This is a genomic window from Streptomyces sp. NPDC086777, assembly GCF_040702065.1.
Lineage (GTDB): Bacteria > Actinomycetota > Actinomycetes > Streptomycetales > Streptomycetaceae > Streptomyces.
In genome coordinates this window covers 10,158-28,808 of record NZ_JBFBJI010000051.1, presented here as the reverse complement: position 1 = coordinate 28,808, position 18,651 = coordinate 10,158, and the positions used below count along the sequence as shown (strand labels likewise).

Sequence of the window (18,651 nt, the reverse complement as noted above, 5' to 3'; positions counted from 1 at the left end):
TCACGGGGGTGGCGGATGGAGCCGACTGTACTGGGCGGGAAGCTGGCGTCGAGCCTGATGGGCCAGCTGGTGAAGAAACTCCTCGTGGCGGACGGACCGGGCGCGGGGCTGGTGGACAGGCCGGTGCGGCTGAGGGACCTGGTGTCCTTCAGGGGCGAGAAGCGTGTGCTGGGCGAGAAGGAGCTCGGCAGGCTCTCCGCCCAGCTGGTCGCACGGGCCGTCGAGCCTCCGGGAGAGCCGCGGTTCCCTGCCGAGGAGCAAGCGGCGGTGGCCGACGCCCTGGCCCACCGCCTGCTCGCCCTCGGCGACCTGGACATGGACGACGTACAGGCCGTACGCCTGGGGCACGACGAACTCGCCAGGCGCCTGCGCGGGGCCGCCCCCGCCTCCGGCACCGGCCTCTCCTCGGACGCCGCCCTCTTCCTCGACTCCGCGACCGAGTGGGCCTGCCTCCAGATCCTGGAGTTCTTCACCCGCCGGTCCACCTTCGTAGCCCGCACCCTGGTCGAACAGACCCGCTCGCAGGCCGAGCTGATCGCCAGGACCGACGAGCTGATCACCCGCGTCCCACGCCCGGACGCCCACGACACGGCCTTCGAACGCCGCTACCTCGGGTACGTCGCCGAACACCACAGTCACATCACCATCTACGGCATCGACCTGCGCGACTCCCCGGACCGCTGGCCCCTGGAAGTCGCCTACCTGAGCCTGGAGGCGACGACGGCCGACGAGCCCGAGGGCCGGCCGGACGCTGCTCACCGAGCCCCCGTGACCCTCACGATGCCCGCCGAGGAGGCCATGCACGGCAACGACCGCGTGCTGCTGCGCGGCGACGCCGGCTCCGGCAAGACGACCCTGGTCCAGTGGCTGGCGGTGTCGGCCGCCCGCGCCGGTCAACGCATCCCGTACGTCCTCCCCCTGCGCACGTTGATCCGCGCGGGCGCGTTGCCCGCCCCGGCGTCCTTCGTGACAGCGGTGAGTTGCCCCCTGACACCCCCCGAGGGGTGGACGGAACGCGTCCTTACGGCGGGCCGGGCCCTCGTCCTGGTCGACGGCCTGGACGAGATCCCGGCACCCGACCGCCGCCGCACCCGCGACTGGCTCCTGGCCCTGGTCCGCGCGTTCCCCGGAAACAGCTGGCTCCTGACCTCCCGCCCGACCGCGGTACGCCCCGACTGGCTCGCCACCGAGGGCTTTCGCGAGCTGGCCCTCGCCCCCATGCGCCGCCCGGACGTGGCGACCTTCGTCCACCGCTGGCACACGGCCGCCGGGGCCCCGCAGTTCGAGGGACCACTGCTGGACTCCCTCCGGACCAAACGCGATCTGGCCCGCCTCGCCACCAACCCCCTGATGTGCGGCCTGATCTGCGCCCTGCACCGGGAGCGCCGCGGTTATCTCCCCACCGGCCGCAAGGAGCTGTACGACTCCGCCCTCACGATGCTGCTGGCCCGCCGGGACCGGGAACGCGGCATGGGCACGGTGGACGAGGTGGAACTGGGCGAGGAGGCCCAGCTGGAGCTCCTCCAGCGCCTGGCCTACGCGCTGGTGCTGAGCGGCCGCACCGAGATGGAGGTGGAGACGGCCGAGGGCATCGTGGAACGCTGCCTGCCGTCGATCGCGCTGCCGGGACGCCGGGCCGACGCACCGACCGTGCTCCGCACCCTGCTGCTGCGCAGTGGCCTGGTCCGTCAACCGGCCGTCGGTGTCATGGACTTCGTCCACCGCACCTTCCAGGACTACCTGGGCGCCCGGTACGCGGTGGCGGAGGGCCACCTGGACGTCCTCGCCAGCCATGCGAACGACACGCAGTGGGAGGACGTGATCCGCATGGCGATGGCCCACGCCAGGCCCCGCGAACGGGCCTGGCTGCTGCGGCAGCTGCTGGCCGGCGACAAGCCGCGGCTGACCCTGCTGGCACTGGCCTGTCTGGAGCACGCGACAGCACTGGATCCGGAGGTACGGGCGGAGGTGGAGTCACGGGCCGCCGCGCTGATTCCACCCCGGACGAAGGACGACGCGAAGCTCCTGGCCGAGGCGGGGCCTCTGGTGCTGGAACTGCTACCGGGACCGCAGGCGCTGAGCGCCGAGGAGGCCCTGGGGGTCACGGTGACGGCGTCGATGCTGGGTACGGAGGACCCGACCGGGGCACTGGGGGTGCTGCGGCGGTACCGGGACCATCAGGACCTCGATGTGCGCAGGCAGTTGGCCGGCACCTGGAGCCGGTTCGACACCGGGGAGTATGCGAGGGAGGTGCTGGACCATCTTGCGCGGACGGACCTCTTCCTGCGCGGCGAGACGACCGGGGAGCTGAGGGCGCTGGCCCACATGCGCCCCTGGCCGGAACTCTCCTTCGCGGGTGCGCACGAGGTCCCGGACGTCCTGGCCGCGGTGCCGGCGCCCGACTTCGTGACATCGCTCAGTCTGTCGGACAACCCCTTTCTCACCGACCTGGGGGTGCTGTCGTCCTTCGGCTCGCTCAACCGGCTGTGGGTCGACGACTGCCCGGCGGCCACCGGCCTGGAACGACTGGCCGAACTGCCGCTGGCGCTGATCGGCTGCGGTGGCGTCGCCGACCTGACCGGGATGCGGTTCCTGCGGTCACTGACCAGGATCACCCTGAGCCAGGAGCTCCCGGGCACCGATCTCACCGAAACCCTGCCGACGGAGGCGGCCTTGGAGTTCCTCTTCCTCGGCGCGCACAGCACGGACAGCACGGGGTTGCGCGGACTCCAGCACTGGACCACGTTGCACACGCTCAGCCTGGGGCCGCTGACCACGGAGCTGACGGTCGCCGACTGGCGGCGGGTCACCGAGCTGCCGGAACTGACCCGCCTGTATCTGAACGCGAGGATCATCCGGGACTTCCCCCACTCCATCGAGCTGATGCCCGAACTGCCGGGGGTCGAGGAGCTGCGGATCGCGTCGATGCACGGCGCCGAGGACCTCGCTCCGCTGGTGCCCCGGCTGCCTGGACTGCGCTCGCTGACCCTGACCAACCGGTCGGGGCACACCTTCCCGATCTCCCGCTTCACAGGGCTCTTCCCCGGCGTGGAGCCGAGCCTGGAGTCGCGCTGACGAGTGAGGGGCCGGTGCTTCGGAAAGCACCGGCCCCTCTTCTCGGCTCACCCCGGAGGGCTACGCCTCCTTGCTCAGGTTCGGCCCGGCACCGCCGGCCGCCTGCTCGATCGGCGGGACGTCGGGGAGGGCCGACTTCTCCTCGCCGCGGAAGGTGAAGGTCTTGGTGTCGCCCTCGCCCTCCGTGTCGACGACCACGATGTGACCGGGACGCAGCTCGCCGAAGAGGATCTTCTCCGAGAGGGTGTCCTCGATCTCGCGCTGGATCGTGCGGCGCAGCGGCCGCGCGCCCAGCACCGGGTCGTAGCCCTTCTTGGACAGCAGCTCCTTCGCGGACTGGGAGAGCTCGATGCCCATGTCCCGGTCCTTGAGGCGCTCGTCCACCTTGCTGATCATCAGGTCGACGATCCGCAGGATGTCCTCCTGCGTCAGCTGCGGGAAGACGACCACGTCGTCGACGCGGTTGAGGAACTCGGGCCGGAAGTGCTGCTTGAGCTCGTCCTGGACCTTGTTCTTCATGCGCTCGTAGTTGGACTTGGTGTCACCCGTGGCCGCGAAGCCCAGGTTGAAGCCCTTGGAGATGTCCCGGGTGCCGAGGTTGGTCGTCATGATGATGACCGTGTTCTTGAAGTCCACGACCCGGCCCTGGGAGTCGGTCAGGCGACCGTCCTCCAGGATCTGCAGCAGGCTGTTGAAGATGTCCGGGTGGGCCTTCTCCACCTCGTCGAAGAGGACGACGGAGAACGGCTTGCGGCGGACCTTCTCGGTCAGCTGGCCGCCCTCCTCGTAGCCCACGTAGCCGGGGGGCGAACCGAAGAGACGCGACACCGTGTGCTTCTCGCTGAACTCCGACATGTCGAGGGAGATCAGCGCGTCCTCGTCACCGAAGAGGAACTCGGCGAGGGCCTTGGACAGCTCCGTCTTACCGACACCGGACGGGCCGGCGAAGATGAACGAGCCACCGGGGCGCTTCGGGTCCTTCAGACCGGCACGCGTACGGCGGATCGCCTTCGACAGCGCCTTGACGGCGTCGACCTGGCCGATGACCCGCTTGTGGAGCTCGTCCTCCATGCGCAGCAGACGCGAGGACTCCTCCTCGGTCAGCTTGAAGACCGGGATGCCGGTGGCCGTGGCGAGGACCTCGGCGATCAGCTCGCCGTCGACCTCGGCGACGACGTCCATGTCGCCGGCCTTCCACTCCTTCTCCCGCTTGGCCTTGGCGGCCAGGAGCTGCTTCTCCTTGTCGCGGAGGGAGGCGGCCTTCTCGAAGTCCTGCGAGTCGATCGCGGACTCCTTGTCCCGGCGCACGGCGGCGATCTTCTCGTCGAACTCGCGCAGGTCCGGCGGCGCGGTCATCCGGCGGATGCGCATCCGGGAGCCGGCCTCGTCGATCAGGTCGATCGCCTTGTCCGGCAGGAAGCGGTCCGAGATGTACCGGTCGGCCAGGGTGGCGGCCTGGACCAGCGCCTCGTCCGTGATGGAGACCCGGTGGTGGGCCTCGTACCGGTCACGCAGACCCTTGAGGATCTCGATCGTGTGCGGCAGGGACGGCTCGGCGACCTGGATGGGCTGGAAGCGGCGCTCGAGGGCCGCGTCCTTCTCCAGGTGCTTGCGGTACTCGTCCAGGGTGGTGGCACCGATGGTCTGCAGCTCACCGCGGGCCAGCATCGGCTTCAGGATGGAAGCCGCGTCGATGGCGCCCTCGGCGGCACCCGCACCGACCAGCGTATGCAGCTCGTCGATGAACAGGATGATGTCGCCGCGGGTGCGGATCTCCTTGAGCACCTTCTTCAGGCGCTCCTCGAAGTCACCGCGGTAGCGGGAGCCGGCGACCAGGGCGCCGAGGTCCAGGGTGTAGAGGTGCTTGTCCTTGAGGGTCTCGGGCACCTCGCCCTTGACGATGGCCTGGGCGAGGCCTTCGACGACGGCGGTCTTGCCGACGCCGGGCTCACCGATCAGGACCGGGTTGTTCTTGGTACGGCGGGACAGCACCTGCATGACCCGCTCGATCTCCTTCTCGCGCCCGATGACCGGGTCGAGCTTGGACTCACGAGCGGCCTGGGTGAGGTTCCGGCCGAACTGGTCTAGGACCAGGGACGTCGAGGGGGTGCCCTCGGCAGGGCCGCCGGCGGTGGCGGTCTCCTTGCCCTGGTAACCGGAGAGCAGCTGGATCACCTGCTGCCGCACCCGGTTGAGATCAGCGCCCAGCTTGACCAGGACCTGGGCGGCGACGCCCTCGCCCTCGCGGATCAGGCCGAGCAGGATGTGCTCCGTGCCGATGTAGTTGTGACCGAGCTGAAGGGCCTCGCGGAGCGACAGCTCCAGGACCTTCTTGGCACGGGGGGTGAAGGGGATGTGCCCGGACGGGGCCTGCTGGCCCTGGCCGATGATCTCCTCCACCTGCTGGCGGACCGCCTCGAGCGAAATCCCGAGGCTCTCAAGGGCCTTGGCGGCGACACCCTCACCCTCGTGGATCAGGCCCAGGAGGATGTGCTCGGTGCCGATGTAGTTGTGGTTGAGCATCCGGGCTTCTTCCTGAGCCAGGACGACAACCCGCCGCGCGCGGTCGGTGAACCTCTCGAACATCGTTAATCGCTCCTCAGAGCGGTCAGGCAGTGGGGGGAACTTCCCCTCTCTGTCCTTCCGCAGCTTAGTCCCGCAAGCGGGGACCGCTCATTCCAACTGCCGACACCGTCGATGGCCTCCTGACCCCGAACGCCGACATATGCTCCAACCCGATGGTGCGAGACGATGTTCCCGCAGGCCAGGCAGTTACCCTTTCCTCCAGTACGCCGATGGCGAACGTGAGACGCCCTCGCCTGCGTGTCGCCCCCTCCCACTAGGGATGTCTTACCCGCTGCTACTGACAGTCCATGCCGTTGGCCCCCGGTCCCTCCGCTACGGGCGAACAACCTTGCGTCTCTCCGGATCCCCGGACACCCCCGTTCGCGGAACTCTGCGCAGTCACACGCACACCCAGCGTAACCCGACGGGTTCCGGGACGGTTGCGCCGGGTATGGCCGGCACCGCACCTCTGTCCGCTTCAACGGTCCCTCACCCCCGTTCTCCGTTCGATTCCGCTTCCGGATCCGGGCACGGCGCCGGTTCCGGTCCGGGCGCCGTCCGGCACTGGTACGAGAACGAACTGGGGTGGGCGACGGTGCCCGCGGCGCCCGGAGAGCCGTTGCGGCTGGTCACGGGCGTGCGGTTCGACGTGGTCGAGGTGCCGGCGCGGGCGGGTGCGCGGGCGCTCGGGCACCTGGTGCCGGGCTCTCCGGTGGCCCTTCAGGGCGGACGGATGCGGCTGCTGGTGGCGGCGGGCAGCGCGGAGGAGCTGCCGGGGCTGCTGACCTGGCTGGAGTGGGGCGCACCGGCCCTGGATCTCGGCCTGCGGGCGCTGGGCGCCGGGGGTGCGATGGACGCCCCGGACCGGCCCGGGCCGTCGGGCAGCGGGAGCCGGCCGCCGTCCGGCTGTGCCGGGAGCCCGGCCGGGCCCGTGCAGGGGGCCGCCGTATGGTTGCGGCCCCCCGAGTCGGGGTGCGAGGTCGAGGCCTCGCTGCCGACACTGTCGGCCATGGGGGGCGTCGGAGGCGCCCCCGATCTCGTACGACTGGTGAACACGCTGGCCACGGAGTGCCACCGCGTCCGGCTGCGGCGCGTGGGCCACGGACCGGAGGACAGTCAGGCGTTCGCGTCCTCGTAGGCCTGGCGAATCGTCGCCGGGACACGGCCGCGGTCGTTGACGTCGTAACCGTTCTCCTTGGCCCACGCGCGAATCTGCGCGGTGTCCTGGCTGCCGCCGGAAGCCGCACGGGCCTTTCCGCGTCCGCCGGAAGCACGGCCACCGGTACGCCGGCCGCCCTTGACATAGGGGTCGAGAAGGCCGCGCAGCTTGTCCGCATTGGCGGTCGTGAGGTCGATCTCGTACGTCTTGCCGTCCAACGCGAACGTCACGGTCTCGTCCGCCTCGCCGCCGTCGAGGTCGTCGACAAGAAGGACCTGAACCTTCTGTGCCACCGGATTTCCTTTCATCGATAACTTCAGGGCCGGGGTGTGCGGCGCCCGCCGTTTCGCCGCCCCCTGTTATATGCAGTACTGCAGTACGTCGGAAAGCAAACCGCTTTTGCGGGAAAAACACAAACCCCTGGGAGAGGCCGAGGGGCCCGCTCCCACCCGGAAACATGCGCGTTTCGGACATAGGGCACCGGGGCAAGGGGGGATGCCGCTGAATAGCGGGCCGATCTCGGCCCCATCTCCGGCCATCTCTGCCTCGACGGCCCTTGTCCGCCGCGATCCCTCTCGACGATCACAGATGCAGAAGCATCCGGCTGTTGCCCAAGGTGTTCGGTTTCACTCGTTCGAGTCCGAGGAACTCCGCGACACCCTCGTCATAGGAGCGCAGCAGCTCCGCGTAGACATCGGTGTCCACGGGCGTCTCGCCGATCTCCACGAAGCCGTGCTTCCCGAAGAACTCGACTTCGAAGGTCAGGCAGAAAACCCGGCGAACACCAAGCCAACGTGCGGTCTCCAGCAACTTCTCCAGCAACTGATGACCGACACCGGCCCCCTTGAGGCTCCGGTTCACCGCGAGAGTGCGCACTTCCGCGAGGTCTTCCCACATCACGTGCAGTGCGCCGCAGCCGACCACCTCGGCGTTGTCGTCGCGTTCCGCGACCCAGAACTCCTGGATGTCCTCGTAAAGCGTCACCATGGCTTTGTCGAGCAGGATGCGGTCGCGAACGTACACGTCGAGGAGGTGGCGCACGGCCGGGACATCGCTGGTCCGGGCCCGCCGGACGGTGATGGCTTTTGCGGTCACTTCGGGGCGCGTCGCTGACATGAGCGGACGCTATCGCCCGTCGGCGTCCGCCACCGAGCCGGGGTTCTCCCCCTGCCGGGCTTCCCGGTGTTCCCTCTCGCTATCCGGACCCTGCACGATGCGTACGGCGTCCCGGAGTGCCTGGCGCTGTTCGTCGCTCATCATCCCGAAGAAGGCGACGAGCGCGGCGGCCGGGTTGTCGCTCTGCGACCAGGCGTCGTTCATGAGGGCGGCGGCGTAGGCGGCCCGGGTGGAGACGGCCTCATATCGATAGGCACGCCCTTCGGCCTCCCGCCGGACCCAGCCCTTGTGATGGAGATTGTCCAGGACGGTCATCACCGTGGTGTACGCGATGGACCGTTCCTGCTGAAGGTCTTCCAGGACTTCTCGAACGGTCACCGGGCGGTTCCACTTCCACACCCGCGTCATGACCGCGTCTTCGAGTTCTCCCAATGGGCGAGGCACAGCTCAGAACAATAGTGGGAGATCCCGCAAATGGCGTGCCGGACGTGCACTTTCACCAACAAAGCCGAACAAAAGGGGCGTACGACTCGGAAAGTGCGGTACGTCGAGACGGGCGCGGTCCGGCTCTCAGACGCCGTCGGCCCGGGAGACGGCGGCCTGGCGGGCGTTCTCCGCGAAGGCCGCGTCGACGGCGGCGTCCTCCTTGGCCTTGGCGGCGCCACCCTGGGTCTTCACGATCACCCGGACCAGTCCGATGAAGAAGACGGCCATGACGACCGGAGGCAGGAGCGCGGCGAAGTATTCCATGGGTCCAGAGTAGCCACGGCGGACCGGGCGAAAGGGGCGGGGTGGGCGAACCACGCCGCAACCCCCCGCCGCCTGCCGTTTCCGTCAGCCCGCGGCGAGTTGCCGCGGGGGCCCGGCCGGCGGCGCGGCGGGCCGGCGCCGCGGGAAGACCTCGCCCGGCGTGGGGATGGGGCGCTTCGGCGCGGTGGGCTCGGGAGCCGCGGGCCGTGGCGCGGGCCGCTCCGCGGGCTTCTCCTTGGGCTTCTTCTCCGACTCCTCGGCCACTCCGCCCGGCAGGGCCGTCAGCCGGACCCTGGCGCCCGGAACGGCCGGTGCCGGTACCTTGCGGGCCCCCTGGGCGAGCCGGGCCCGCACATCGTGCTCGGCGAGCTCCTGGCAGCGGCCCAGCAGACCGGCGGCAACGGCGTTCCCGCGCAGCGCCCGCAGCGCGGCGAGGTCGTCCGGAGCGGGCCGGTGCCCGGCCGCCAGCGCCTCCTCCAGGAGGGCCAGGTAACCGATGGCGGTCCCCGGCAGGGCGGCACGGTACCGGGCCAGATCGGCCACCAGGAAGGCGCGCAGCCGGGCCCCCTCGCCGATCGCCTCGTCGAGCGACTCGGCGAGCCGATGACAGTCCTTGACGTCCTCGGCGGAGACGGGGCCGGGGTGAAGGGCGAGGGCGAGAGCACGGCGGAGCACACGCAGCTCCTCCGCACCGAACGCCATGCCGCCGCGGGATCCGTATGGCGTGGGCATGGACCGAAGATACGCGTAAATCAGACAAACTCGACATAGCGACCGGGTGTGGCGCACCACGGCCACCCACCTGGCCGCCGCCACCCGCCACGCCACCCCACCGCGGCCCGGCACGGCGCGCTTTCAGCCCGTCCGGCGTTCGAGGACGAGGCCGGCAGGCCGATGCGGGGGTCCGGGGGCGGCAGCCCCCGAAACGGGCGGCCGCAGGGGGCCCACCCCCTGACAGGACGGGACGGGCAGGGGCGGCGGGGGCGAGAAAACCCACGCCCGCCCCCACCGCGCGCTCACATCCGCGACACGTTCCGCTCGTACACCAGCCGCAACCCCACCAGCGTCAGCCACGGCTCGTGCTCGTCGATCACCGACGACTCCCCCAGCACCATCGGCGCCAGCCCGCCCGTCGCGATCACCGTCACGTCGTCCGGATCGTCCGCCAGCTCCCGCGCCATCCGCCCGACCACCCCGTCTACCTGCCCGGCGAACCCGTACACGATGCCCGCCTGCATGGCCTCCACCGTGTTCTTGCCGATCACGCTGCGGGGCCGGGCCACCTCGATCTTCCGCAGCTGGGCGCCCTTGACGCCGAGCGCCTCCACGGAGATCTCGATCCCGGGCGCGATCACGCCCCCGACGTACTCCCCGCGCGCGGACACCGCGTCGAACGTCGTCGCCGTCCCGAAGTCGACGACGATCGCCGGGCCCCCGAACAGCTCGACGGCGGCGGCCGCGTTGATGATCCGGTCGGCGCCGACCTCCTTGGGGTTGTCGGTGAGGATCGGCACCCCGGTCTTCACCCCGGGCTCCACCAGCACCGCCGGCACATCGCCGTAGTACCGCCGGGTGACCTCGCGCAGCTCGTGCAGCACGCTCGGCACGGTCGCGCAGATCGCGATCCCGTCGATGCCGTCGCCCAGCTCGTCGCCGAGCAGCGGGTGCATGCCCATCAGGCCGCGGAGGAGCACCGCCAGTTCGTCCGCGGTACGGCGCGCGTCCGTGGAGATGCGCCAGTGCTCGACGATGTCCTCGCCGTCGAAGAGCCCGAGGACGGTATGCGTGTTGCCGACGTCGATCGTGAGCAGCATGGGGTCACTCCGCCTCGCGCAGGTCCAGGCCGATGTCCAGGATCGGCGAGGAGTGGGTGAGGGCACCGACGGACAGGAAGTCCACGCCCGTCTCGGCGTACGCCCGCGCGTTCTCCAGCGTGAGCCGCCCGGACGCCTCCAGGAGCGCGCGCCCGCCGACGATCGCGACGGCCTCCTCGCACTCCCCCGGCGTGAAGTTGTCCAGAAGAATCAGGTCGGCGCCCGCGTCGACGACCTCGCGCAGTTGGTGGAGGGTGTCGACCTCGACCTCGATCGCCAGGTCCGGGAACGCCTCCCGGACGGCCTTGAAGGCCGGTCCGACGCCGCCGGCGGCGACCACGTGGTTGTCCTTGACCAGGGCCGCGTCGGACAGCGACATCCGGTGGTTGACGCCACCGCCGCAGCGCACCGCGAACTTCTCCAGGGAGCGCAGCCCCGGGGTGGTCTTGCGGGTGTCACGCACGCGTGCCCGCGTGCCCTCCAGCTCCTCCGCCCACGCGCGCGTGGCGGTCGCGATGCCGGAGAGGCGGCACAGGACGTTCAGCGCGCTGCGCTCGGCGGTGAGCAGGTCACGGGTGCGGGTGGTGATCGACAGCAGCGGCTGCCCGGCCTCGACCCGGTCGCCGTCCTCGACGTGCCGCTCGACCTCGAACTCGTCGGCGCAGACCACGGAGACCACGGCCTCGGCGACCCGGAGGCCCGCCACGACGCCGGCCTCGCGCGCGACGAAGTCGCCGGTGGCCACCGCCTCCTCGGGGATGGTCGCGACGGTCGTCACGTCCAGGCCGCCCGCCAGGTCCTCCTGGATGGCCACGTTGGCGACGTCCTCGACCTCGATGGGGTCGAGCCCGGCGGCGGCCAGCAGTTCGGCGAGCGCGGGGTCGAGCCCGCACTCCAGGTACTCCTCGTCGCCCTCGGCGCCACAGGCACAGCCGTCGCCGCAGCCGCCGCCGTCGGCAAGGGGAAGGTCGTTGGTGCTCACGTCTGTCACTGCTCCTGGTGTGGCTGGTGTGGCCGGGTAGGGGGGAAGTCTGCGGTGTCGGTGGTGCCCACGGCCAGCGTCCGGTCCGGATTCAGCCGTACCACGATGTGCCGCTCCCAGCGGGCGTCGTCGCGGTCCGCGTGGTCCTCGCGCCAGTGGCAGCCGCGGGTCTCCTCGCGGCGGCGGGCCGCCTCCACGAGCACGCGGGCCACGCACAGGAGGTTGGTCGCCTCCCAGGTGTCGACGCCGGGCTCGGCGGTCTTGCCGTTCTCGTCCAGGGCGTCGCGGGCGTCCGTGTGCAGCCGCTGGAGTTGCGCGGCGGCCCTGGCCAGGGACTCCTCGGAGCGCAGCACGCCGGCGCCCTCGGTCATTGTCCGCTGGATGGCGAAGCGTGTCTCGGCGGCGAGCAGCGGGTGCGCGGGCTTCTCGGGGTGCGCGACCGGTGCGGGCACGCGCGCGTGCAGGCCGTCGGCCGCGCGGGCCGCCGTGATGTCGGCGGCGATGCGCTCGGCGTAGACGAGGCCTTCGAGGAGGGAGTTGGAGGCGAGCCGGTTCGCGCCGTGCACGCCGGTGCACGCGACCTCGCCGCAGGCGTAGAGCCCGGGTACGGTCGTGCGCCCGCGCGCGTCGGTGCGTACGCCCCCGGAAGCGTAGTGGGCGGCGGGCGCTATCGGGATGGGCTCGGTGACCGGGTCGATGCCGTTGGCCCGGCAGGCGGCCAGGATGGTCGGGAAGCGGTGCTCCCACATGTCGGCGCCGAAGTGCCGGGCGTCGAGGTACATGTGCTCGGCGTCCCGCTCCTGCATGCGCCGCATGATGGCCTTGGCGACGATGTCCCGGGGCGCCAGCTCGGCCAGTTCGTGCTGCCCCACCATGAAGCGGGTGCCGTCCGCGTCGACCAGGTGGGCGCCCTCGCCGCGCACCGCCTCGGAGACCAGCGGCTGCTGGCCCTCCGCGTCCGGGCCGAGGAAGAGCACCGTCGGGTGGAACTGCACGAATTCGAGGTCGCTGACCTCCGCGCCGGCCCGCAGGGCGAGCGCCACGCCGTCGCCGGTCGACACCGACGGGTTGGTGGTCGCGGAGAACACCTGGCCCATGCCGCCGGTGGCGAGGACGACCGCGGGGGCGTGCACGGCGCCCACGCCGTCGTGCTGGCCCTCGCCCATGACGTGCAGGGTGACGCCGGCCGTACGGCCCTCGGCGTCCGTCAGCAGGTCCAGGACGAGCGCGTTCTCGAAGGTGCGCAGCCCACGCGCGCGTACCGCCTCCACCAGGGCCCGGGAGACCTCGGCGCCGGTGGCGTCGCCGCCCGCGTGCGCGATCCGGCGCCGGTGGTGGCCGCCCTCGCGGGTGAGGTCGAGGCCGCCCTCGGAGGACTCGTCGAAGATGGCGCCGGTGTCGATGAGCCGGCGTACCGCGCCGGGGCCCTCGGTGACGAGGATCCGCACGGCGTCCTCGTCACAGAGGCCGACACCGGCCACCAGGGTGTCCGCGAGGTGCTGTTCGGGGGTGTCGCCCTCGCCGAGGGCCGCGGCGATGCCGCCCTGCGCCCAGCGGGTGGAGCCGTCGTCCAGACGGGCCTTGGTGACGACGACCGTGGTGAGTCCGGCGGCCTGACAGCGCAGGGCCGCGGTCAGACCCGCCACCCCGGACCCGACGACGACCACGTCCGCCGAGATGCTCCACCCCGGGGCGGGCGCGTGCAGTCGTATGCCGGTGCTGGTGCGTGTACTGCTGGTGCCTGTGCTGGTCACGAGGCGGCTCCGAGGGTTCCGAAGGTGAGCGGAAGGTTGTCGATCAGCCGGGTCGTCCCGACCCGGGCGGCGACGGCGAGGACGGCCTCTCCGGTGAAGTCGTCGTCGATCTCGGTGAAGTCGGACGGGTCGACCAGGGCGAGGTAGTCCAGTTCGAGCGGCGGGTCGAAGTGGACGGCCTCGTCCAGGACCTGGCGGGCGGCCGCACGGACCGCCGCGGCGGCGTTCGGCACGGCCTTGGCGACGGCGTGCGCGTCGGCGGCCGCCCGGGACTCGCCTATGGCGCTGAGCGCCTCGGCACGCGCCCGCGTGGAGGGCACCTCCAGCGCCCGCGCGCGCAGCGCCTCCTGTGCCGCGTGCCGGTCGCGGCCGGCGAACAGCGCGCGGGACAGCGTGAGCGCCGTGCGCCGGTCGTCGACGGACAGGTAGCGGTTGCGGCTGGACAGCGCGAGCCCGTCGGCCTCGCGCACGGTCGGCACGCCCACGATGTCGATGCCGAAGTTCAGGTCGCGCACCATGCGCCGGATCACGGCCAGCTGCTGGGCGTCCTTCTGCCCGAACAGGGCCACGTCGGGCCGGGTGAGGTGCAGCAGCTTGGCGACGACGGTGAGGACGCCGTCGAAGTGCCCGGGGCGGGAGGCGCCCTCCAGGACCGTGCCCATGGGACCGGCGGTGACCCGCACCTGGGGCTCCCCGCCCGGGTAGACCTCGTCGGCGGAGGGGGCGAACACCATGTCCGCACCGGCCTGTTCGGCGATCTTCAGGTCGGCGTCCAGGGTGCGCGGGTAGCGGTCGAGGTCCTCTCCGGCACCGAACTGCAGCGGGTTGACGAAGACCGTGACGACCACCTCGCCGTCCGGGCCCACGGTCTCACGCGCCGCCCGGATCAGGGTGGCGTGGCCCTCGTGCAGGGCGCCCATGGTCATCACGACGGCACGGCGCCCGTGCCGCACGCACGCGTGCAGTTCGTCGGCGGAGCGCAGCAGGGCGGTGTTCATCGGGAGTTCCCCTCGGTGCCGTCAGTACCGGTCGTGCCGTGGCCGCCGTCGGCGAGGACGCCGAGCAGGTCCTCGGCGAGCTCCGGCTTCAGCAGGCCGTGCGCGAGCGCCCGGTCGGCGGTCGCGCGGGCCATCGCCAGGTAGCCGTCGACCGTCTGCGGGGCGTGCCTGCGCAACTCCGTGACGTGCGCGGCTACGGTGCCCGCGTCGCCACGCGCGACCGGCCCGGTCAGGGCCGCGTCACCGGAACGCAGGGCGTTGTCCAGGGCGGCGCCGAGCAGTGGGCCGAGCATCCGGTCGGGGGCCTCCACGCCAGCGGTGCGCAGCAGCTCCATGGCCTGGGCGACCAAGGTGACCAGGTGGTTGGCGCCGAGGGCGAGGGCCGCGTGGTAGAGCGGGCGGTTCTCCTCGAAAATCCACTCCGGTTCGCCGCCCATCTCGATGACCAGGGCCTCGGCAGCCAGCCGCAGCTCCTCCGGCGCGGTGACCCCGAACGAGCAGCCCGCCAGGCGCTGCACGTCCACCGGAGTCCCGGTGAAGGTCATCGCCGGGTGCAGGGCGAGCGGCAGCGCGCCCGCGCGCAGCGCCGGGTCCAGCACCTTCGCGCCGTACCGCCCGGAGGTGTGCACGAGCAGCTGGCCGGGGCGTACCGCACCGGTCTCGGCGAGACCGGTGACCAGGCCGGGCAGGGCGTCGTCGGGAACGGTCAGCAGGACCAGGTCGGCGCGCTGGAGGACCTCGGCGGGGGGTACCAGCGGGACGTCGGGCAGCATCGCCTCGGCGCGCCGCCGGGAGGCGTCGGAGACCCCGGAGACGGCCACCGGGCGGTGCCCGGCGAGCTGCAGGGACGCGGCCAGCGCGGGGCCCACCCGGCCGGCGCCGACCACGCCGACGGTGAGCCGCGCGGGGCGCTCACTGGGGTCTGGCTGTTGGACTGTACTCACGCGAGGGTGGCCTTCCCGTTCCAGTCCGCTCTGGGTACCGGACGATTTCTCGTCATGTTAACGCTATCCGGTCCGGAGCCGATCGGTCGTCCACAGGCTGTGGGTGACGGATCACACCGGTGCTGCGGCGGAAAATGACGGGCTTCCGGCCGCCCTGCCACGGCATCATCCACGGCATGAGTGATACGGCCACGGCCCGGGACGACCAGCCGAAGGAACCCCTGTCCGCTGAGGACCGGATGCGGGAGCGGCGCTCCGCCGCCTACGGGCGAGCCACCCGCGTCCTCGCGCGCGTGGGCGGGCGCGCTTCGCTCCGCGAACGGCTCGCGGGCCTCCAGGAGGCGGCTCCCGGGGTGTACGACCTGGACGAACCGACGGACGTCTACGGCAACGGCGTCGTCGAGGCGCTGGAGCGGCGCGTCGCGGCCCTGCTGGGCACGGAGACTGCCGCGTTCTTCCCGACCGGCACGATGGCCCAGCAGGTCGCCCTGCGCTGCTGGGCGGCCCGCACCGGCAACCCCACGGTCGCCCTGCACGCCCTGGCCCATCCCGAGGTGCACGAGCGCAACGCCTTCCGGGAGGTGGCCGGCCTGCGCACGGTGCGGGTCACCGGCGAGCCCCGGCTCCCCACCGCCCAGGAGATACGGGACTTCGCCGAGCCCTTCGGGACGCTGATGCTGGAGCTGCCCCTGAGGGACGCCGGTTTCGTGCTGCCCTCGTGGGAGGAGCTCACGGAGCTGGTGGAGGCGGCCCGGGAGCGCGACGCGGTGGTGCACTTCGACGGTGCGCGCCTGTGGGAGGCCACCGTCCACTTCGAGCGCCCCCTGTCCGAGATCGCGGACCTGGCGGACAGCGTCTACGTGTCGTTCTACAAGTCCCTCGACGGCTTCGGCGGTGCCGCGCTGGCCGGCCCGAAGTCCCTGGTCGAGGAGGCGAAGACCTGGCGCCACCGCTACGGCGGCATGATCTTCCAGCAGTTCCCGACCGTCCTCGCGGCCCTGGCCGGCCTGGACCACGAGCTGCCCCGCCTCCCGGACTACGTCCGCCACGCGCGCGTGGTCGCCGCGGCCCTGCGGGACGGCTTCACCGGGGCGGGCGTCCCCTGGTCGCGCATCCACCCCGAACCACCGCACACCCACCAGTTCCAGGTCTGGCTGCCGTACGACGCCGACGTCCTGCTGGAGACGGCGGTGCGCCAGGCCGAGGAGACCGGCACCTACCTCTTCCCCGGCTTCTGGGAGCACAAGGGCCCGGGCCTGTCGATGACCGAGGTGACGGTGGCGGAGGCGGGCCTGGAGTGGACGGCCCAGGACGTGCGGGCAGCGGTCGCGGACTTCGTGGGGCGGCTGCCCGAAACGCCGCGAGCCGAAGCGCCCCTTTAGGCGCGCCAGGGGTACCCCCGGCCGAACGCCGGGGGTAGGAACTGCGCTAGCCCCCCACACACGACCCGCTGCCACCCACGACCCGCACCCGCCACCCACGACCCGCAGCCACCCACGACCCGCACCCGCCGCCGAACCGCACCCGGCACCCGGCGCCCCCGGAAGGTGCTCGGCCCACCCGCCTCGCGGCAGGGTGCACGATGGGCACATGAGCGTACGTATCGACATCCCGGGGCTGCGCCCCGAGAGCGTCGCCGTCGTGCCCTCGCCGCTCGCCGAGCTCGGCATGGCGCTGCACGCCCTGTCCGAGCCCGGCCACCACCCCGGCCTGCAGGGCTGGGCGACCGGCGTCGCCGCCCGCCTGGAGCCGCACCTGGCCGACCGGATGTGCGAGGCGGACTTCCTGTGGCGGACGACGTTCTCGGACCTGTTCCTGCCCTACGCGGCCGTGCCGGGCACCCTCCCGGCCGGCACGCTCGCGGCGGAGCTCGACCAGCTCGACAAGCTGGCCGATGAACAGTTCGTGGACGCGGCCCTGGAGTTCGCGTGCGTGCTCACGTACTCCACGCGGGCACCGGCGCTCCTGTCGGATCCGGCCGGGCGCAGCAGGGCGCTGGAGACGGCCGCCTCGCGGGGCCCGCAGCAGGCCCGGTTCGCCCGGCGGCTGCTGGACGACCCGCCGGGTGTGCGTGCGTGGCTGCGCCGGTTCCTCGAGGACTGCGCCGCGGCGTTCTTCGACGACGCCTGGTCACGGCTGCGCCCCCAGCTGGAGGCCGATGCCCGGCACAAGACCGAGCTGCTGCGCCGCAGAGGGCTGGCCGAGGCGCTGACGGCGGTCTCGCCGGCCGTGACGCTCGACGAGGCGGACGCGCGGATCACCGTGGACAAGCTCATCGACGGTCACGCGCGCGTGGCGGCCGACGGCCTGCTGCTGGTGCCCACCAGCCTGGGCCGGCCGCATCTGGCGGTGCTGCACCGCTACGGCTGGCAGCCGGTGCTGCACTACCCGGTCGGCTCGCCGGAACTCGCCCCGCCCGCGTCCGTCGAGGAGCTGACGCTGCGGATGGCGGCGTTGTCCCATCCCGTGCGGATGCGGCTGTGCCGGCACCTGGCGCGCAGCGCGTACACCACCGGTGAGCTGGCGCAGATGCACGGCCTGTCGGCGCCGGAGGTGTCCCGGCACCTGGGCGTGCTCAAGAAGGCGGGCCTGGTCACGACGCGCCGCCGCGGCCGGTACGTCCTGCACCAGCTGGACGTCACGGTCGTCGCCCGCCTCGGCAGCGACTTCCTGGAGGGGATGCTCCGCTAGCCGAGAGGCCGCCAAGCGCGGCGCCCCGATGGGACGCCGGGGTCACGCCCGGCCGAAGGCTGGGGGAACTGCGCGACCAGGCACGACGGCGCCGCGGGCGACAGACGGCAGACGGCAGACGGCCCGTCGCGCCCCCGACAGCGGCGCGCCTCGCCGGCAACGCGAACGACCCCTTCCGCGTCTTCCACACCCACACACGCCACTGACCAGCATCAACCCGAAACGAAGCCGGAGAGCTCAGTCGCGCAGAGACCTGCCACTACACCTACGGGAAACACAAGATTCGGTCACCGCCAACTACCAGGACACCGCGAGGGGGCAGCAGGCCCTGAGGTCCTTCCGTACGGAGCTGCTGCGTGTTCTGGATCCCGCCCGCAGTGTCCTGGCGCCGGCGGGTCCTCCGTCGGGGCCTCAGCGGCTAGGGCTGTCCCGTAACTCTGAGAGCCGCTCGCCAATGTCCAGTTCGACCTCTATTGGTCGCCTCGCGATTGGGTCGCGGGTCATGCCGGAACCGGGCAAGCTAGCCCTTAGGGGGTAGGCGACCGGTCTCTTCATCGAGTTACGGGCAGCCTTCAGCTGGTGCTCGGTTTCTACAGCCAGAGGCCGTAAGAGCCGGTCGTTAGCCAGGCATCGATGGAACTGTTCGCCCGGATTACTAGGTAGTCGTCTCTGCCGTCGCCACTGACATCGGCAAAAGCGATGCGATCACCAGATGCGATCGGACCCACGCCGCCGGCGATTTTCCCTTGCGCCGACCACCCTGCTATGCCGGTGTTGAGCCAGGCTTCGACGGAGCCGTCAGA

Annotated in this window: 15 protein-coding genes and 1 pseudogene; 4 read left to right on the top strand and 12 right to left on the bottom strand. The window is 71.7% G+C overall.

The annotated features are described in order from the left end of the window. The first annotated feature begins 15 nt into the window (after positions 1–15). The gene (locus tag AB0472_RS41060; protein WP_366364468.1) at positions 16–3,075 is read left to right on the top strand and encodes an NACHT domain-containing protein; all 3,060 of its coding nucleotides are present in this window, start codon (positions 16–18) and stop codon (positions 3,073–3,075) included. A gap of 60 nt (positions 3,076–3,135) precedes the next feature. Here the strand turns inward: AB0472_RS41060 and AB0472_RS41055 are convergent, their stop codons facing one another. Continuing rightward, entirely contained in the window at positions 3,136–5,661 is a 2,526-nt protein-coding gene (locus AB0472_RS41055; protein WP_351960935.1) for an ATP-dependent Clp protease ATP-binding subunit, read from the bottom strand. 430 nt (positions 5,662–6,091) lie between these two features. Between AB0472_RS41055 and AB0472_RS41050 the strand changes: the two genes are divergently transcribed. Next, on the top strand, positions 6,092–6,778 hold the full coding sequence (locus AB0472_RS41050) for an SCO3374 family protein (RefSeq protein ID WP_366364467.1): 687 nt from the start codon (positions 6,092–6,094) through the stop codon (positions 6,776–6,778). Here the strand turns inward: AB0472_RS41050 and AB0472_RS41045 are convergent. The 10 genes from AB0472_RS41045 to AB0472_RS41000 form a co-directional block, all read right to left on the bottom strand. Further along, complete coding sequence (locus tag AB0472_RS41045; RefSeq protein ID WP_093500012.1) at positions 6,757–7,092, bottom strand: Lsr2 family protein; 336 nt, start codon at positions 7,090–7,092, stop codon at positions 6,757–6,759. The two genes, AB0472_RS41050 and AB0472_RS41045, sit on opposite strands and share 22 nt — an antisense overlap. A gap of 289 nt (positions 7,093–7,381) precedes the next feature. After that, positions 7,382–7,915 (bottom strand): amino-acid N-acetyltransferase, encoded by a 534-nt coding sequence (locus AB0472_RS41040; protein ID WP_366364466.1) that lies wholly within the window; start codon positions 7,913–7,915, stop codon positions 7,382–7,384. 9 nt (positions 7,916–7,924) lie between these two features. Further along, a complete protein-coding gene (locus AB0472_RS41035; protein WP_366364465.1) occupies positions 7,925–8,347 on the bottom strand; it encodes a BlaI/MecI/CopY family transcriptional regulator in 423 nt (140 codons plus the stop codon). 138 nt (positions 8,348–8,485) lie between these two features. After that, complete coding sequence (locus AB0472_RS41030; protein WP_366364464.1) at positions 8,486–8,665, bottom strand: hypothetical protein; 180 nt, start codon at positions 8,663–8,665, stop codon at positions 8,486–8,488. An 84-nt stretch (positions 8,666–8,749) separates the two neighbouring features. Then, positions 8,750–9,367 (bottom strand): hypothetical protein, encoded by a 618-nt coding sequence (locus tag AB0472_RS41025; protein ID WP_366364496.1) that lies wholly within the window; start codon positions 9,365–9,367, stop codon positions 8,750–8,752. Positions 9,368–9,681: 314 nt separating this feature from the next. Beyond that, positions 9,682–10,479 carry a type III pantothenate kinase gene (locus AB0472_RS41020; protein ID WP_366364463.1) on the bottom strand — a complete coding sequence of 266 codons (798 nt, stop codon included), beginning with the start codon at positions 10,477–10,479 and terminating at the stop codon, positions 9,682–9,684. A gap of 4 nt (positions 10,480–10,483) precedes the next feature. After that, positions 10,484–11,461, bottom strand: a complete 978-nt coding sequence (gene nadC, locus AB0472_RS41015; RefSeq protein WP_366364462.1) for a carboxylating nicotinate-nucleotide diphosphorylase — start codon at positions 11,459–11,461, stop codon at positions 10,484–10,486. Positions 11,462–11,466: 5 nt separating this feature from the next. Further along, positions 11,467–13,215, bottom strand: coding sequence for an L-aspartate oxidase (locus AB0472_RS41010; RefSeq protein WP_366364461.1), 1,749 nt, complete (start codon positions 13,213–13,215; stop codon positions 11,467–11,469). Continuing rightward, the gene (gene panC / locus AB0472_RS41005) at positions 13,212–14,213 is read right to left on the bottom strand and encodes a pantoate--beta-alanine ligase (protein WP_366364460.1); all 1,002 of its coding nucleotides are present in this window, start codon (positions 14,211–14,213) and stop codon (positions 13,212–13,214) included. Before panC ends, AB0472_RS41010 begins: the two co-directional genes overlap by 4 nt. After that, positions 14,210–15,157, bottom strand: a complete 948-nt coding sequence (locus AB0472_RS41000) for a DUF2520 domain-containing protein (protein ID WP_366364459.1) — start codon at positions 15,155–15,157, stop codon at positions 14,210–14,212. The genes panC and AB0472_RS41000 overlap by 4 nt, the downstream gene beginning before the upstream one ends. A gap of 176 nt (positions 15,158–15,333) precedes the next feature. Here AB0472_RS41000 and AB0472_RS40995 point away from each other — a divergent pair, with 176 nt between their 5' ends. Together AB0472_RS40995 and AB0472_RS40990 are read left to right on the top strand one after the other, a co-directional pair. Further along, positions 15,334–16,539: a beta-eliminating lyase-related protein gene (locus tag AB0472_RS40995; protein WP_366364458.1), complete on the top strand. Its 1,206-nt coding sequence runs from the start codon at positions 15,334–15,336 to the stop codon at positions 16,537–16,539. Positions 16,540–16,747: 208 nt separating this feature from the next. Continuing rightward, on the top strand, positions 16,748–17,848 hold the full coding sequence (locus AB0472_RS40990) for a DUF5937 family protein (RefSeq protein WP_366364457.1): 1,101 nt from the start codon (positions 16,748–16,750) through the stop codon (positions 17,846–17,848). A gap of 590 nt (positions 17,849–18,438) precedes the next feature. Here the strand turns inward: AB0472_RS40990 and AB0472_RS40985 are convergent. Beyond that, a pseudogene (locus AB0472_RS40985) lies at positions 18,439–18,651 on the bottom strand (hypothetical protein); the annotation flags it as partial.